Annotated in this window: 13 protein-coding genes; 9 read left to right on the top strand and 4 right to left on the bottom strand. The window is 64.4% G+C overall.

Features of this window, described 5'->3' with window-relative positions; genetic code table 11:
• Window positions 1-278: 278 nt before the first annotated feature.
• Together FNJ47_RS05595 and rpiA are read right to left on the bottom strand one after the other, a co-directional pair.
• Window positions 279-815, bottom strand: coding sequence for a DUF2059 domain-containing protein (locus tag FNJ47_RS05595; RefSeq protein ID WP_163151424.1), 537 nt, complete (start codon window positions 813-815; stop codon window positions 279-281).
• Between the two features lie 23 nt (window positions 816-838).
• Window positions 839-1,537, bottom strand: a complete 699-nt coding sequence (gene rpiA, locus FNJ47_RS05590) for a ribose-5-phosphate isomerase RpiA (RefSeq protein ID WP_163151422.1) — start codon at window positions 1,535-1,537, stop codon at window positions 839-841.
• Between the two features lie 349 nt (window positions 1,538-1,886).
• On the opposite strand from rpiA, the gene FNJ47_RS05585 reads away from it, so the two are divergent.
• The 6 genes from FNJ47_RS05585 (at window position 1,887) to FNJ47_RS05560 (ending at window position 8,530) form a co-directional block, all read left to right on the top strand.
• Complete coding sequence (locus FNJ47_RS05585; RefSeq protein ID WP_163151420.1) at window positions 1,887-2,567, top strand: HAD hydrolase-like protein; 681 nt, start codon at window positions 1,887-1,889, stop codon at window positions 2,565-2,567.
• Between the two features lie 159 nt (window positions 2,568-2,726).
• The gene (locus tag FNJ47_RS05580) at window positions 2,727-3,215 is read left to right on the top strand and encodes a hypothetical protein (protein WP_163151418.1); all 489 of its coding nucleotides are present in this window, start codon (window positions 2,727-2,729) and stop codon (window positions 3,213-3,215) included.
• Window positions 3,216-3,516: 301 nt separating this feature from the next.
• On the top strand, window positions 3,517-4,551 hold the full coding sequence (gene moaA / locus FNJ47_RS05575; protein WP_163151416.1) for a GTP 3',8-cyclase MoaA: 1,035 nt from the start codon (window positions 3,517-3,519) through the stop codon (window positions 4,549-4,551).
• A gap of 428 nt (window positions 4,552-4,979) precedes the next feature.
• Window positions 4,980-5,519: a TRAP transporter small permease subunit gene (locus FNJ47_RS05570; RefSeq protein ID WP_163151414.1), complete on the top strand. Its 540-nt coding sequence runs from the start codon at window positions 4,980-4,982 to the stop codon at window positions 5,517-5,519.
• A complete protein-coding gene (locus FNJ47_RS05565; RefSeq protein ID WP_163151412.1) occupies window positions 5,516-7,120 on the top strand; it encodes a TRAP transporter large permease in 1,605 nt (534 codons plus the stop codon). Before FNJ47_RS05570 ends, FNJ47_RS05565 begins: the two co-directional genes overlap by 4 nt.
• Window positions 7,121-7,240: 120 nt before the next feature.
• Window positions 7,241-8,530, top strand: coding sequence for a M20/M25/M40 family metallo-hydrolase (locus FNJ47_RS05560; protein WP_163151410.1), 1,290 nt, complete (start codon window positions 7,241-7,243; stop codon window positions 8,528-8,530).
• A 34-nt stretch (window positions 8,531-8,564) separates the two neighbouring features.
• Here the strand turns inward: FNJ47_RS05560 and FNJ47_RS05555 are convergent, their stop codons facing one another.
• Complete coding sequence (locus FNJ47_RS05555; RefSeq protein WP_163151409.1) at window positions 8,565-9,899, bottom strand: sensor histidine kinase; 1,335 nt, start codon at window positions 9,897-9,899, stop codon at window positions 8,565-8,567.
• Window positions 9,900-9,991: 92 nt separating this feature from the next.
• Here FNJ47_RS05555 and FNJ47_RS05550 point away from each other — a divergent pair, with 92 nt between their 5' ends.
• A complete protein-coding gene (locus FNJ47_RS05550) occupies window positions 9,992-10,309 on the top strand; it encodes a hypothetical protein (protein WP_163151407.1) in 318 nt (105 codons plus the stop codon).
• Window positions 10,310-10,387: 78 nt separating this feature from the next.
• Here the strand turns inward: FNJ47_RS05550 and FNJ47_RS05545 are convergent, their stop codons facing one another.
• Window positions 10,388-11,062: a response regulator transcription factor gene (locus FNJ47_RS05545; RefSeq protein WP_163151405.1), complete on the bottom strand. Its 675-nt coding sequence runs from the start codon at window positions 11,060-11,062 to the stop codon at window positions 10,388-10,390.
• Between the two features lie 465 nt (window positions 11,063-11,527).
• Here FNJ47_RS05545 and FNJ47_RS05540 point away from each other — a divergent pair, with 465 nt between their 5' ends.
• Complete coding sequence (locus FNJ47_RS05540; RefSeq protein WP_163151403.1) at window positions 11,528-12,652, top strand: efflux RND transporter periplasmic adaptor subunit; 1,125 nt, start codon at window positions 11,528-11,530, stop codon at window positions 12,650-12,652.
• Window positions 12,653-12,698: 46 nt separating this feature from the next.
• Window positions 12,699-15,944, top strand: a complete 3,246-nt coding sequence (locus tag FNJ47_RS05535; protein WP_163151401.1) for an efflux RND transporter permease subunit — start codon at window positions 12,699-12,701, stop codon at window positions 15,942-15,944.
• Window positions 15,945-15,952 lie beyond the last annotated feature (8 nt).

The raw sequence follows: 15,952 nt of genomic DNA, 5'->3' as shown, positions 1-15,952 counted from the left end.
TTGGCAGCGATGCGGGCGGCACGAACGCCGCCCGAACCACCACCGATGACAAACAGATCGACGTCAAACTCGGCCATGGCAGTACCTCTTTCTTCCTTCTCCCTCGCCCCGCTCTTGCGGGGAGAGGGCTGGGTGAGGGGCATCTCCACGAGCCAGCCAGTGGAGAGTCCCCCTCGCCCGTCGCTTCGCCGTAGCCGAAGCTTCGCCTCGGCGTCGCTTTGGAACGGCCGCCTGCGGCGGCCTACGCCTCTCCCCGCAAGCGGGACGAGGTGACAAGTTTAGATATCCTTGCCGCGCTTCTTCATCTCGGCCTTGAACTGGCCGTTGACGATCACGCCGAATTGCTGCGCCCACTGCTGCATATATTGCAGCGAGCCGTTGATTGCGACCGGCTCGGCGGTCAGCAGCTTCTGGCCGAGCGGCGTCTTGTAGAACGTCACGAGATCCTTCAGCTCCTGCTCGGTAAACTCGGCGGCGTAGATCTGCGCCATGCCTTCGCCGATCTCCTTCTCGGTGCCGCCGAACTGCTTGGCAACGACCACCGCGACCTCATCGAGATCCTTCTGGTAGTTCAGGAACTGCTGGAGCAGACCGGTCTTGGTCTTCTCGATGATTCCGGGGACGGCGCCGTTGTACATCACGGCGACGTTCTTCATCGCCAGGATTTCCTTGGCGTACCCGATCGCCGCCGGCGTCGACTGCTTGACCTTCGGCATGGGGGGCAGCTGCGGCTGCTGCGCCATCGCCGGTGCGGTCGCGAGCGCCAGTCCGACCGCCAGGGTCGCTGCCGACAAAAGTCCCGAAAAACGCTTCATTCCAAGTCTCCTTGCTTGCGGCGCTATCGCCGTTCAACAACCCGAATTCCCTGTGCGCCGGCCAGAACGGCGACGCTGCCAAGCCCGATGAACAGACCGTGTTCAACCACACCCGGAATCACGCTGAGCAAACCGGCGAGACGCGGCGGGTCGCCGATCCGGCCGAGATGCGCATCGACGATCCAGTGGCCGCCATCGGTGACAAAAACGTGACCGTCCTTGCCCTTACGGATGACCATTTGGCCGGACACGCCGGCTTCCTTGAACGCCCGCGCCATCGCGGCCTGGGTCGCGGCGAGCCCGAACGGGATCACCTCGACCGGCAGCGGAAAGCGGCCGAGCACGTCGACCCATTTGCTGTCGTCGGCGATCACGATCATCCGATCACTGGCGGCCGCCACGATCTTCTCGCGCAACAGCGCGCCGCCGCCGCCCTTGATCAGATTGAGCGCGGGGTCGATCTCGTCGGCGCCGTCGATGGTCAGGTCGAGATGATCGATCTCGTCCAGCGTGGTCAGCGGAATGCCGCAGCGGATCGCATCCGCGCGGGTCACCTCCGAGGTCGGCACGCCGATCACCTTCATGCCCGATCGGACCTTCTCGCCGAGCAGCTCGACGAAATGCTTGGCGGTCGAGCCGGTGCCGAGCCCGAGCTTCATGCCGTCGCGTACCTCTTCGAGTGCGCGCGCCGCCGCCTGGCGTTTCAGTGCGTCCATGTCCACGGCCGATAGCCCCTCGGTTGTCCGTTACGGGCGCGCCATCGGGCGGCCCGGCGGGCGCATATCTAGCGTCGTTTTGCGAACAGGAATAGCGCCATCCGGACCGGTCTTTGGGCCGAAACGGCGTCCATCGCGGCCAAAATCGCCGAAAAGCGCTCTTCGACCTCGGCCCGCCTCCCGGGATGGGTGAAAACTTAGAATCGGCCGTCGCGGATCGCGGCCAGCATCTGGGCCGTTGCAGACGACATGGACCTTGCCGAAGGCGAGGAGCGAGGCATGGCGTCCCCCAATTTCATGACACGCTTACATCTACCCTTGCATCGCGGCGCACGGCCCGATAGCCAAAAGCATCATGCCCGCCTCCTCTCCCCCCATCGTCGTATTCGATCTCGACGGCACGTTGGTCGACACCGCGCCTGATCTGATCAGCGCGCTCAATTACGTGCTCGACCGCGAGGGTCTGCTGCCGGTGCCGCTCTCGGCCGCCCGCAACATGATCGGCGCCGGCGCGCGCAAGCTGCTCGAGCGCGGGCTCGAAGTGGACGGACGCGCGGTCAGCATCAGCGACCTCGACCGCCTGACCAAGGATTTCATCGACTATTATGCCGAGCACATCGCCGACGGCTCGCGGCCGTTCGACGGGCTCGAGACCGCGCTCGACCGGCTCGCGGCCAAGGGCCATCGCTTCGCGGTCTGCACCAACAAGCTGGAGTGGCTGTCGAAGCTGCTGCTCGACCGCCTCGGCCTGACGCCGCGCTTTGCCGCGATCTGCGGCCAGGACACGTTCGGCGTCGCCAAGCCCGACCCGGCTTTCCTGCGCGAGACGGTCGCCCGCGCCGGCGGAAAGCTGCCCGGCGCCATCATGGTCGGCGATGCCGGCCCCGACGTCGGGGTCGCCCGCCGCGCCCAGGTCCCGGTGATCGGCGTCGATTTTGGCTATACCGACGTGCCGATGACCGAGCTCAAGCCCGACCGGCTGATCAGCCATATGCGCGATCTGCCGGATGCCGTGGCCGCCCTGATCGCCGCATAATTTTCCGTAACACACTGATATCGCATGGCAATATTCCGCCATGCGATTCTGCCGTTAACTATCCTTTAAGGAGCAGGCCTACCCCCGTTGCGCCTCTGTTCCGACGCCCCTATGGTCCGCGCGGGGATTGTGGCTGATTGCCGCAGTAGAGTGTGGATCATGCGTCGTATCATCGTAATCGCGGCCGCCGGGCTGAGCTTGGCCGGCTGCTCCTCCTTCTCATTGGATTCGTTCAAGTCGGCGCCGCCGCCGATGCAGGTGCAGCTGGACTCGGCGCCGCAGGGCGCGGATGCGGTGACCTCGCTCGGGCCGGGCTGCAAGACGCCCTGCTCGGTGTCGGTCCCGACGCCGGAGGCCAACTTCACTGTCACCTTCAACATGCCGAAGTTCCAGCCGGCGACGGTGCCAGTGACCGTGACCCGCACGCCGGGTGACTTCACGAGCCCGGCCACCGCCACGCTCGATCCGAGCCCGGTGTTCGCCGAGCTGCAACCCGCCGGCCCGCCGCCCCGCGCGCACAAGGCGATGCGGCCGAAAAAGAAGAAGCCGAAGCCGGCTGCCGCTGCGGCTCCTGCCGCCGCACCGGACGCCGCGTTCCCCGCTCCGAGCGCGGCGCCGCCGCCGGCGGCCGCGGCTCCGAGCCGCTAGCGCGCACAGACGATTGCACTGCACAAGAACCCGGCCCAAAGCCGGGTTTTTGGTTTTGGCCGAGACACATCGGCGATTACGATCATGCATCACGCGATCCGGCTCACCTATCGCTTTGCGATTGGCGTTGCATGTTGCTGATCATCGCATGCATCATCCCTTGGGACGCATTGTGACAACCTGCCAACATGCATAGATTGTGCGTGCGGCAGCCGATCACGACGCGGCGCGCAGGGAACTGGTTGCAGCACTTTGGTTGCAGCACTTTGGTTGCAGCACTTTGGTTGAAGGCCCGGGTTGAATGAACGTCTCAACGCAAGCGCATTCCGACACGCTGTTTCGTCCGATGACCGACCCATTCGGACGGACCATCCGTTACCTGCGCGTCTCCGTCACCGACCGCTGCGACCTGCGCTGCTTCTACTGCATGTCGGAAGACATGACCTTCCTGCCGAAGGCTGATCTGCTGACGCTGGAGGAGCTCGACCGGCTCTGCTCGGCCTTCGTTGCCAAGGGCGTGCGCAAGATCCGCCTCACCGGCGGCGAGCCGCTGGTCCGCCGCAACGTCATGGGCCTGGTGCGCTCGCTGTCGCGGCATCTTTCGACCGGCGCGCTCGACGAACTGACGCTGACCACCAACGGCTCGCAGCTCGCGCGCTTCGCCCAGGAGCTGGCCGATTGCGGCGTGCGCCGGGTCAACGTCTCGCTCGACACGCTGGATGCGGCCAAGTTCCGCGCCATCACCCGCTGGGGCGACATCGACAAGGTGCTGGCGGGTATCGAGGCGGCGCGATCGGCCGGGCTCGCGGTCAAGATCAACGCGGTCGCGCTGAAGAACATGAACGAGGACGAGATCCCGGCGCTGATGGAATGGGCGCACGGCAAGGGCATGGGCCTGACCTTGATCGAGGTGATGCCGATGGGCGACATCGGCGAAGGCCGTATCGATCAATACGTGCCGCTGTCGCTGCTGCGCGCGCGGCTCGAGAAGCACTACACGCTGACCGATCTCGCCGACGACACCGGCGGCCCTGCCCGCTATGTCGGGGTCGCCGAGACCGGCGGCAAGCTCGGCTTCATCACGCCGATGACCCACAATTTCTGCGAATCCTGCAACCGGGTGCGGATCACCTGCACCGGCACGCTGCACACCTGCCTCGGCCACGAGGACGCCTCCGACCTGCGCCGGCCGCTGCGCGCCTCGGACGACAACGACCTGCTGTCGGCGGCAATCGACCGCGCCATCGGGCTGAAGCCGAAGGGGCACGATTTCATCATCGACCGCCGCCACAACCGCCCGAGCGTCAGCCGTCATATGAGCGTCACCGGCGGCTAGAGCCATTTCCGTTCCGATCGAACAGGAACGGGGTTCTCGCGTTCTCTTTACGCGAACGGACGTCCACTTCGCTCGCGAACGCTCTGTTCCGGCCTCTACCGACGCCTCCCCCGTCCCCCGATTTCCAAGGCGGGACAACGGTTTGCCGTGGTGTCAATTTGCCCATTTTCCGATTGACGGCGTTACACGGCGCTGATTTGGTGCCCCGGCTTTCACGCTAGCCAGGCCGGACAGGCCGCTGCCCCCGTCGGTGACCGCCGACGATCCGGCAGCCAAGAGCAGCCAACAACGGCGGAAGCGCATTTCGGGGGAGGACAAACGTTTGCAACTGCTCCTGAAAGTGAGCCGTGGCTCCGTGCGCCTGTGCGCGGCGGCCAGATGATGCTTGAAATATTCGGCGCGCAGCTGGCGCAGCCGCGGAGATCGTGATGCGCCCATTGTTGGCACTGAGTCAGGCCATCGACCGACTCAACGAGAAGATCGGCACCGTCTGCAATCTGCTCGTGCTGATCGCCTGCCTGGTCAGCGCCGGCAATGCCATGATCCGCTACGCGTTCAGCTACTCCTCGAACGGCTGGCTCGAGGCGCAATGGTACATGTTCGCGATCCTCGTGATGTTCGGCGCCTCCTACACCTTCAAGCGCAACGAACATGTACGCGTCGAGATCCTGTATCTGATGCTGTCCGAGCGCGGCCAGCTCTGGCTCGACATGATCGGCACGCTGTTCTTCCTGATCCCGTCCTGCCTGCTGCTCGCCTATCTGTCGTGGCCGTTCTTCTATCAGGCCTATGCGGTCGGCGAGATGAGCGGCAATGCCGGCGGCCTGCTGCGCTGGCCGATCAAGTTCGTTATCCCGTCCGGCTTCGTGATGCTTGCGTTGCAAGGCGTCTCAGAGGTGATCAAGCGGATCGCCGCGCTGCAGGGCTATGTGACCATCGACGCGAAGTATGAGAGGCCGACGCAATGACGATCACGCTGGAGATGATGCCGCCGCTGATGTTCGGCGGCCTGATCATTGCAATGCTGATCGGCTATCCGGTGGCGTTCACGCTCGCCGCGGTCGGCCTGTCGTTCGGGTTCCTGTCGATCTATCTCGGCTTCTTCGACCTCAACTTCCTGCAGGCGATCCCGGGCCGCATCTTCGGCAGCGTGCTGTCCAACGAGCTCTTGCTCGCGATCCCGTTCTTCACCTTCATGGGCGCGATATTGGAGAGATGCGGGCTCGCCGAGGACATGCTTGACTCGATGGGCCAGCTGTTCGGCCCGATCCGCGGCGGCCTCGGCTATTCCGTGATCATCGTCGGCTTCATCCTCGGCGCCATCACCGGCACGGTGGCGGCGCAGGTGATCGCCATGGCGCTGATCTCGATGCCGGTGATGATCCGCTACGGCTACAACATCCGCTACATCACGGGCGTGCTCGCCGCCTCCGGCACCATCACGCAACTTGTCCCTCCCTCTCTCGTGCTGATCGTGCTCGCCGACCAGCTCGGCAAGTCGGTCGGCGACATGTATCTCGGCGCCTGGGGGCCCTCGGTGTTCCAGATCATGCTGTTCGCCGGCTACACCTTCCTGCTCGGCATCTTCAAGCCGAGCCATGTGCCGGCGGTGCCGATCGAGGCGCGCACGCTGACCGGCTGGGCGCTGTGGAAGAAGTGCCTGCTCGGCATCATCCCCTCAGCCGTGCTGATCTTCGTCGTGCTCGGCACCATGATGATGGGCCTTGCGACCCCGACCGAAGCCGGCGCCATGGGCGCGGTCGGCGCCATCGTGCTCGCCGCCATCCACCACAAGGATTTCAGCGCAGCCGGACGCAAGGTGCTGATCGTCGGCGTGATCGCCGGCGGCATCGGTACCATCATCGCGATGCTGTACACCGAGAACCTGATCTTCAAGCTCGCCTTCGCGATCACCTATCTCGCAGTGGTCTGGATCTGTATCGAGGCCGTGAAAATCCCGGACCTCCGCGACCTGATCAAGCAGGGCTACGAGACCACCATGCGCATCACCTGCATGGTCACCTTCATCCTGATCGGCTCGACCTGCTTTTCGGTGGTGTTCCTCGGCGTGTCCGGCGGCACCTGGCTCGAGCACCATTTGACCTCGCTGCCCGGCGGGGTCTGGGGCTTCCTGATCTTCATCAACATCTTCATCTTCTTCCTGGCGTTCTTCCTCGACTTCTTCGAGATCGCCTTCATCATCCTGCCGATGATCGCGCCGATCGCACAGAAGGTGCTGGCGCCGGTGGTCGGCCCCGACGCCGCGCTGATCTGGTTCGGCGTGATGCTCTGCGTCAACATGCAGACCTCGTTCCTGCATCCGCCGTTCGGCTTCGCGCTGTTCTATCTGCGCGGCGTGGCGCCGAAGGAGGTGAAGAGCTCCGACATCTATTGGGGCGCCATGCCCTGGATCGGGCTGCAGGCGATCATGGTGGCGCTGGTGATTGCGTTCCCGGTCGTCGTCACCGGCCTGCTCGACAAGCCGCTCGATGTCGACCTCAACAAGGTCAAGATCGAGGTGCCGCAGATCGAGCTGCCGCCGCTCGATTTCGGGCAGCCGAAGCAGTAGCCGGCACCAACGGGTTCGGCGTGTCCCGCGAAAGCGAGGCACGCCGCGTCAGTTGACGGCGGCGGCGAGGCCTGTGAAGACGGGGATACGGATCGTCCTCGAACTCAGAGATCGCCGCCAATGCCCCAAGCACATCCCGCCCGCTCGCTCGTTCGCCCGCTCGTCGCATCCCTCAGCCTCGCATTTGCCGCTGCCGTGGCGCATGCGGCGCCGCCGGCCGACATTCGCGCGCTGGCGCAACAGGAGCAGCAGCCGCTGCTCGACACCCTGCGCGACCTCGTGCAGATCGAATCCGGCAGCAAGGACATCGAGGGCCTGAACCAGCTTGCCGCGCGCATCGCCGGCCAGCTCAAGCAGCTCGGCGGCGCGGTAGACATCCTGCAAACCACCGACATCTACCGCCTCGACGATACGCCCGAGAAGATCGGCCCGGCCGTGCAGGCCGTCTTCAAGGGCACCGGCAGCGCGAAGATCATGCTGATTGCGCACATGGACACGGTGTATCTCAAGGGCATGCTGAAGGACCAACCCTTCCGCATCGACGGCGACAAGGCCTATGGGCTCGGCATTGCCGACGACAAGCAGGGCGTCGCCACCATCCTCCACACCGTGGCGCTGCTGCAGAAGCTGAACTTCAAGGATTACGGCACGCTCACCGTGCTGATCAACGGCGACGAGGAGATCTCTTCGCCCGGCTGGCGCTCAACCATCACTCGCCTCGCAGCGGAGCAGGATGCCGTGTTCTCGTTTGAAGGCAGCGATGCCAGCGGCACGCTCCGCCTCGCCACCAGCGGCATCGGCTCGGCCTACCTCACGGTGCACGGCAAGTCGTCGCATGCGGGCGCGAGGCCGGAAGGTGGCGTGAATGCGCTCTATGAGCTGTCGCACCAGGTGCTGCAAATGAAGGACCTATCGAAGCCCGAGCAGGGCCTGAAGCTGAACTGGACGGTCTCCAAATCCGGCACCAACCGCAACGTGATCCCCGCCGAAGCCTCGGCCCAGGCCGATGCGCGTGCACTCAAAGTGTCCGACTTCGACGAGCTCGAGACGGCCTTGCAGGACAGGATCAAGAACCGCCTGCTGCCCGACTCCAAGGTGGACGTGAAATTCGAGGTGCGCCGCCCGCCGCTCGAAGCCACCGACGCCTCGCGCCGGGTGGCCGGCCACGGCAAGACGATCTATCAGGAATTGGACATGCCGCTGAACGTGGCCGAAAGGGCCGCAGGCGGCGGCACCGACGCTGCGTTTGCCGCTCTCAAGACCAGGGGAGCCGTGGTCGAGGGCATGGGCCTCTCCGGCTTCGGCGCCCACTCCAACGATGCCGAATACGTGCAAATCAACAGCATCGTGCCGCGGCTCTACCTGACCACGCGGATGATCATGGATCTGTCCGACGGCAAGGTGAAATAGGCCGCCCCGCCTGCCGCCCAGGTTCGCAAGCCGCTCAGGACGTCGCCGGCGCCGCCTTGGCCAGGTGGAAGCTCAGCGTGAACTGGGCACCGCCTGACGCCAGGTTCTCCACCCTGACCGTCGCGTCGTGATCGTCGACGACGCCGCGCACGATCGAGAGCCCGAGCCCCGCACCATCGGTGCGGTGGCGCTGACCATCGCCGCGCCAGAAGCGCTGGAAGATCAGGCCCTGCTCGGCCGGCGCAATCCCCGGCCCGCAGTCGCGCACCTGCACCGAACCGTCCTCGTGCACCTCGACATCGACCGAGGTCTCGTCGGCGGTGTACTTGATCGCGTTCTCCGCCAGATTGAAGATCGCGCGTTGCAGCATCTCGGCATTGCCCCTGACCTGGACCGGGCTGTCGGCGCCGCGCAGCGCGATGTCCTTCTTCTGCGCCAGCGCATAAGGTGCGATCGAGCCGACCACCTCGGCGCACACCGCACGCAGGTCCGCGGTCTCGCCGGGATCCAGCACCAGCGTATCGAGCTCTGCGATTTCCAATAGCTGGCTGACGATGCGGCTCATGCTTTCGATGTCGGCATGCAGCTCCTTGGTCCCCTTGGCAGCATCCAGTGTCTCGATCCGGGTCCTCAGGATCGCGAGCGGGGTGCGAAGCTGATGGGCGGCATCGGCCGTGAATTGGCGCTGCACGTGAAAGCCGTCCTCCAGACGATCGAAGGCCTGGTTGACGGCGGTCACCAGCGGCAGGATCTCGCTCGGAATCCCCTCTGTCGGCAGCCGGATATCGGTTCTGGCCGGGCCGATGCTCCTGGCCTCCTCCGAGGCCCGCAGCAGCGGCGTCACCGCGCGGCGGAAGATCAGGATACCGGTCGCAAGCAGGATCAGGAGGATCGGGATGGTGATCCAGCCGACCCGCCGGAAGAAGTTGGAGACGATGTCATCGATGATGACGTCGCGATGTGACAGGTCCTCTGCGACCAGGATGCGCAGCGTCTGGCCGCCGAGCAGCTTGGTGACGCTGGCACCGGAAATCCGGTCAGCGGTGACCGGCAGCCGCGGCGCATCGCGATGCGACGAGAACAGCAAATGGTCATCCGCATCGTAGATGTCATAGCGGTAGCGGCCATAGGCGTCGGAATAGAGCCCCCTCAGGCTGTCCGGCAGGCTGAGCTGCACCTTGCCGTCGGAATCGACAGTGAGGTTCTGGCCGAGATCGGCGGCTTGATCGCGCATCGCTTCGCGATGCAGCTGGTTGATCTCCGAATTCAGCAACCACAGCAGCAGCAGCGGCAGGAAGATCGCGGCGATCGCGACCGCCACGATGTGCAGGAACACGATCCGCGAGGTCAGCGACGTGAAGCGGAACATGCTGGATTCTCCTCGGCCGTCAGGACCGCTGGCGACGAGCCGGGACTGCTCGGTGAAGACCTGTAAGGCTTGCGTAAGCCGGGCCCGATATTATGCGCCCGACCCGATGTCGCGACAAGTCGTCACCGGGTCGATTGTTTCGTGCCTGGCTCCGCGACAACATCTTCCGTTTCGTTTCCATGCGCATTGATGCCGCTCGCTGGATTTCTTTCATATCGGCATGCATCGCCAGTGTGCTCGCGTTGCAGGTCGCGCTGGCGCTTGGTCTTTTCGCGTGGAACGGCGAACCGAACGCGATCGCAGACCTTAGCTCGCAGTCGCGGGAAGCTGGAGTCGCGGCGATTGCGGGAATCGTTTCGGTCATCGCGCAAATCATCGCGAGAGCTCCCCGATCAGACAAGCGCGAGTAGAGCAGATGGGATTGCGCGTTCGCGATTCGCGCAGCACCGGCAGCAAGACCTGCCCCAGTCGCAGAAGCGCGCTCCGCGCTATTTCTCCTCGGCCATGAGATAGCCGACGCCCCGAATGGTATGGATGATGATCCTGGCGTGGTGCTCGGTCAGCAGCTTGCGCAGCCGCGACACGTAAACCTCGACCGCATTCGAGGCGACCTCGCCCGACAGACCGAAGATGTGGTCCTCGACGTTCTTCTTCGGCACCACCCGCCCCTGCCGCCGCAGCAGGATCTCCAGCACCGACGTCTCGCGCGCCGAGAAAACGTACGGCGAACCGTCGACGAACACCTGCTTGCTCTCCGTGTCGTAGACGAGATTGGCAAGCTTCAGCGAGGAGCCGAGCAACTGGCCGGGCCGGCGCAGGATGGCTTCGAGCCGCGCCACCAGCTCTTCCAGCGCAAATGGCTTCGCCAGATAGTCGTCCGCGCCGCTGCGCAGGCCGTTGACCCGATCCTGCAGCCCGTTGCGTGCAGTCAGCACCAGCACCGGCAGCGGGTCGTTCTTGCGGCGAAGCTCCGACAGCACGGACAGGCCGTCGCCGTCGGGCAGGCCGAGATCGAGGATCATGGCAGCATAGCTGACGCTACGCAGCGCATCGCGCGCCTCGGCAACGCTGTTGACGATATCGGACTCGTATCCCGCCGCCATCAGCCCGCTGGCGAGCAGCCTCGAGAGCTCGACGTTATCCTCGACGATCAGAAGGCGCATCGCAGCAGTCCTGTGTTCATCCGGTCGGTCGACTGTTTGCACACCTTGTTGCGATGCGCCAGCGGAGCGATAAACTCTGCAGCAGATCACGCGTTGGGCAATCCCGATATGCAGACGATACGCATTTGAGCATATCGCCTGAATCGCGCGACCGGTGCTATATTTCGGCTATGCGGCGTCGCTCGTTTTCCTACGCAAAATAGATAAACCGGCCCCTGCCGCAATCAAAATCCGGGGGCCGGACGGACCACTGAAAAGGCCAAATGTAAGGCTGGCGTCAGCTAGCCCTGATAACAGTTTTCTCGTTCTCACCGAGGGTTCGACGGCTGCCCACCATGCGGCATGACCCCGGCTCTCGCGCGAGGCTTTCCATCAATATTGGCCAGGCGGGCGATGTCGTTTCGAATGAAATATATGGGCTTTGCGGCAGTGCCGATGCTGGCGCTTTTGGCCGGAGCTTGGCTCATGACGCGCGCCGACGGCGTCGTGAGCGCAAAGGCCGCGCAGGAGACCGCGCCGCAGGATGTCAATGTCGAGCAGCAATACGTTGCGTTGAGCGACAAGCAGGCCGCCTCCCTGAAAGTCATGGCCGCGGAGCAGCGTTCGTTCCGGACACTGAAGAACGCGGTCGGCTCGATCGACTTCAACCAGAACATGCTGGTGCAGGCCTTCACGCCGAATCCCGGCAGGATCGTCGACACGCCTCTCAACGTCGGTGACGAGGTTGAGAAGGGGGCGACGCTGTTCACGATCGACAGCCCCGATCTGCTGCAGGCCGAGTCGTCGCTGCTCGCTTCAGCCGGCGTGCTCGAACTGCAGACCAGAACGCTGGCGCGGGTCAAGCAGCTCTTGAAGACCGGAGGCGGTGCGCAGAAGGACGTCGACCAGGCGACATCCGACCAGCAGACCGCCGAGGGCAACTACAAGGCCGGCCGCAACGCGGTGCGCATCTTCGGCAAGACCGACGCCGAGATCGACCGCATCGTTGCCGACCGCAAGGTCGATTCCATCCTGGTGGTCCCGAGCCCGATCTCCGGCCGGATCATCGCACGCAATGCCGCACCGGGTCTGTTTGTGCAGCCGGGCAACGCACCGGCGCCGTACTCACTGGCCGACATCTCGACGATGTGGATGGTCGCCAATGTGATCGAGACCGATGCCCCCTCCTACCGGATCGGCCAACCGGTCGAGGTGCGGGTACCCGCCTACCCGAACGAGGTGTTTCGCGGCCGCGTGACGACGCTTGGCCTCAACATCGATCCCAGCTCGCACCGCCAGCTGGTCCGCTCGGTGATCGACGATCCCCAGCACAAGCTGCGCGCCGGCATGCTGGCGAGCTTCACCATCGAAACCGAGCCGCCAAAACTGTCGGTCAGCGTTCCCCTGGACGCCATTGTGCGCGAGGGTGACGGAACGATGACGGTGTGGGTCACGACCGACGGCCGCAAGTTCGACCGCCGCACGGTGACAACAGGCATTGAGCAGGACGGCTGGCGGCAGATCCTCAGCGGCCTCGGACCGGACGAGAAGGTCGCCTCCACCGGCGCGATCTTCCTCAGCAACAAGTTCGCCAACGCGGCCACCGGCTAGCCCGTGCTAACCGCATCCCCGTCCGCTCCAGAGTAAGTGCAGAACCTTGATCAAAAGCCTTCTCCAATTCGGTCTGACCCGAAGCGCCGTCATCGTGCTCGGCCTCGCCGTGTTCTGCGCCGCCGGATTCGCCGCGTTCACCAAGCTGAACATTGAGGCCTACCCCAACCCGGCGCCCGTCATTCTCGAGATCACGGCCCAGGCCGCCGGCCTCTCCGCCGAGGAAATGGAGAAGTACTACACGATCCCGATGGAGGTCGGGCTGTACTCGACGCCGGGCGTCGTCAACATCCGCTCGACCTCGTTCTACGGCCTGTCGTTCGTGCGGGTCACCTTCAAATACGGCGTCGACTATTATTTCGCACTCTCGCAGGCCACCAACAATCTCACGCAGAACGTCCAGCTTCCCGGCAACCAGATCCCGCAGATCCAGCAATCGAGCCTGGTCGGCGAAATCTTCCGCTACCGGCTGGTCGGACCACCGAATTTCGGCCTGACCAATCTCAGGACGTTGCAGGATTACGTCGTCGCCCGCCGGCTGATGACCATACCGGGCGTCGTGCAGATCAACTCCTGGGGCGGCACCACCAAGCAGTTCAACGTCGACGCCGATCTCGCAAAGCTCGAAGCCTATAACATCACCGTGCCGCAGCTGATCAGCGCGCTCGGCAACGCCAACATCAATGTCGGCGGCCGCGAAATCGCGATCGGCCAGCAATCCGTCAACATCCGCGGCATCGGCCTGATCAACTCCGGCGGCGACGACGATATCACCAAGGGTTACCGGGTCCGGGACATCGAGAACGTCGTCCTGACGCAATCCAACGGACTGCCGATCCAGATCAAGGACGTCGCCAAGGTTTCGGTCGGCCATGTGCCGCGGCTCGGCATTGCAGGAAAGGACAAGGACGACGACGTCGCCGCGGCGATCGTCGTGATGGGACGCACGCAGCATACCAACGACATCGTGCCGAAGGTCCAGGAGGAAGTCGCCAAGATCAACAGCGACGGCACCCTGCCCGCCGGCGTCAAGATAGTCCCCTATTACGACCGCACCTCGCTGGTCAACGTCACGACCCATACCGTGCTACATAACCTGATGTTCGGCTGCCTGCTGGTGTTCGTGATCCAGTGGGTCTTCCTCGGCGACCTCAGAAGCGCGCTGATCGTCAGCGCCAACATCCCGTTCGCGCTGTTCTTCGCCATCATCATCCTGGTGCTACAGGGCGAGGACGCCAATTTGCTGTCGCTCGGCGCCGTCGACTTCGGAATCATCGTCGATTCCGCCGTCATCATGATGGAGAACATCTTCCGCAACTTCCAGTCCAGTCCCGAGAACCGGCTGCGCGTGCTGCAGCACCTCGCCGAGGGTTACTGGGGTGACGATCCGACGGCGCGAAGCGGCCAGCCCGCGCCGGGCTGGACCGAGCGGCTGCGCATGATCTTCGTCAGCGCATTGCAGGTCGACAAGGCGGTGTTCTTCACCGCGGCCATCACGGTCACCGCGTTCGTGCCGCTGTTCACCATGCAGGGCGTCGAAGGCCAGATCTTCGGACCGATGGCGCGAACCTACGGCTACGCGCTCGCAGGCGCGCTGCTCGCGACATTCACGGTGACGCCGGTGCTGGCCTCGCTTCTGCTGCCGAAGCACATCGAGGAGACCGAGACCGTCATCGTGCGCTCGCTGCGCAAGGCCTACACGCCCGTGCTGCGCTGGTCGCTGACGCATCTGCGGGTCGCGGTCGCAGCCGGCATCATTTTTCTCGGGATCAGCGGCCTTGCTGCGAGCCGGCTCGGCAGCGAATTCCTGCCCGCGCTCGAGGAAGGCAATTTCTGGATCCGCGCGTCGATGCCGCCGACCATGTCGCTCGATGCAGGCACCGAACCGACCCGAAAGATGCGCGAGATCCTGTTGCGTCACCCTGAAATCATCACCGTGGTGTCGCAGCACGGCCGTCCCGACAATGGCAGCGACGCCTCGGCCTTCTCCAACGTCGAGCTGTTCGCGCCGATCAAGCCGTTCGACCAATGGCCGGCCGGGCTGACAAAGGAGAAGCTCACCGAGGAGCTGCAGAAGGAATTCGACGAGGAACTGCCGGGCGTCACCTTCAACTTCTCGCAATACATCCAGGACAACGTCGAGGAGGCGCTGTCGGGCGTCAAGGGCGCGAACTCGGTCAAGATCATCGGCCCGAACCTCGCGGTGCTCGAACAGCTCGCGGCAAAGGTCGCGCAGGAGATGGCCAAGATCCGCGGTGTCGCCGATCTCGGCATCTTCCATCTGGTCGGACAACCCAACCTCAATATCAAGGTGAACCGCGAGAAGGCCGCGCGGTACGGCCTCAACTCCGGCGACGTGACGACCGTGGTGCAGGCCGCACTCGGCGGCACCAGCGCGACGACCGTGCTCGAGGGTGACAGGCAGTTCGGCGTTGTGGTGCGGCTCGATCCGAAGTTCCGCGAGAGCATCGACAGGGTGCGCGAGATCAAGGTGGCCTACCAGACGCCGTCCGGCACCAATGCCTATATCCCGTTGAGCGAGCTCGCCGACATCTCGCTCGATACCGGTGCGTCGTTCATCTATCGCGAGCGCAGCCAGCGCTATATTCCGATCAAGTTCAGCGTGCGCGGCCGCGATCTCGGCAGCACGGTGGCGGAGGCACAGCGACGCGTCGCCGATGCCGTACAGCTTCCGACCGGGTACCGGATGATCTGGTCCGGCGAGTTCGACAATCTCGAAGCCGCCAAGGCGCGCCTGATGATCGTGGTGCCGGTGACGCTGCTCTTGATCTTCGTGCTGCTCTACAGCCTGTTCAACTCGCTGCGCGACAGCCTGCTTGCGCTCGCCGGCATTCCGTTCGCGATCGGCGGCGGGTTGATCGCGCTCTACCTCTCCGCGCTCGACTTCAGCATCTCGGCGGCGATCGGCTTCATTTCGTTGTTCGGCGTCGCCGTGATGGACGGCATTCTCAACATCACCTATTTCCGCGAGCTGCGGGCCGCGGGAATGAGCGTCAGCGAGGCGGTGTTTCACGGGTCGGAGCAGCGCATGCGTCCGATGTTGATGACGGCCCTCTCCGCCGGTGTGGGCCTGTTCCCGGCGGCGCTCTCGCATGGTATCGGTAGTCAGGTGCAGCGTCCGCTTGCCACCGTCGTCGTCGGCGGCATGTTCATCGGGCCGTTGCTGCTGCTCGTGGTGGCGCCCGCCTTGCGCAAGATATTCCTCTCGCGGGCAAGCGAAGCGCCGAGCCAAAACGGCGCGGCCGAAGTACCGCCCGAACCGGCGCATTAGGGGTGCGG

Source organism: Bradyrhizobium uaiense (assembly GCF_010811875.1).
Taxonomy (GTDB): domain Bacteria; phylum Pseudomonadota; class Alphaproteobacteria; order Rhizobiales; family Xanthobacteraceae; genus Bradyrhizobium; species Bradyrhizobium uaiense.
This window is presented reverse-complemented; position numbering and strand designations above follow the sequence as displayed.

What these genes read in the sequence shown, in the direction of transcription:
- FNJ47_RS05595 (WP_163151424.1), bottom strand. Translation starts at nt 815, where the DNA reads ATGAAGCGTTTTTCGGGACTTTTGTCGGCAGCGACCCTGGCGGTCGGA.
- FNJ47_RS05585 (WP_163151420.1), top strand. Translation starts at nt 1,887, where the DNA reads ATGCCCGCCTCCTCTCCCCCCATCGTCGTATTCGATCTCGACGGCACG.
- FNJ47_RS05580 (WP_163151418.1), top strand. Translation starts at nt 2,727, where the DNA reads ATGCGTCGTATCATCGTAATCGCGGCCGCCGGGCTGAGCTTGGCCGGC.
- moaA (WP_163151416.1), top strand. Translation starts at nt 3,517, where the DNA reads ATGAACGTCTCAACGCAAGCGCATTCCGACACGCTGTTTCGTCCGATG.
- FNJ47_RS05570 (WP_163151414.1), top strand. Translation starts at nt 4,980, where the DNA reads ATGCGCCCATTGTTGGCACTGAGTCAGGCCATCGACCGACTCAACGAG.
- FNJ47_RS05565 (WP_163151412.1), top strand. Translation starts at nt 5,516, where the DNA reads ATGACGATCACGCTGGAGATGATGCCGCCGCTGATGTTCGGCGGCCTG.
- FNJ47_RS05560 (WP_163151410.1), top strand. Translation starts at nt 7,241, where the DNA reads ATGCCCCAAGCACATCCCGCCCGCTCGCTCGTTCGCCCGCTCGTCGCA.
- FNJ47_RS05555 (WP_163151409.1), bottom strand. Translation starts at nt 9,899, where the DNA reads ATGTTCCGCTTCACGTCGCTGACCTCGCGGATCGTGTTCCTGCACATC.
- FNJ47_RS05550 (WP_163151407.1), top strand. Translation starts at nt 9,992, where the DNA reads ATGCGCCCGACCCGATGTCGCGACAAGTCGTCACCGGGTCGATTGTTT.
- FNJ47_RS05545 (WP_163151405.1), bottom strand. Translation starts at nt 11,062, where the DNA reads ATGCGCCTTCTGATCGTCGAGGATAACGTCGAGCTCTCGAGGCTGCTC.
- FNJ47_RS05540 (WP_163151403.1), top strand. Translation starts at nt 11,528, where the DNA reads ATGACGCGCGCCGACGGCGTCGTGAGCGCAAAGGCCGCGCAGGAGACC.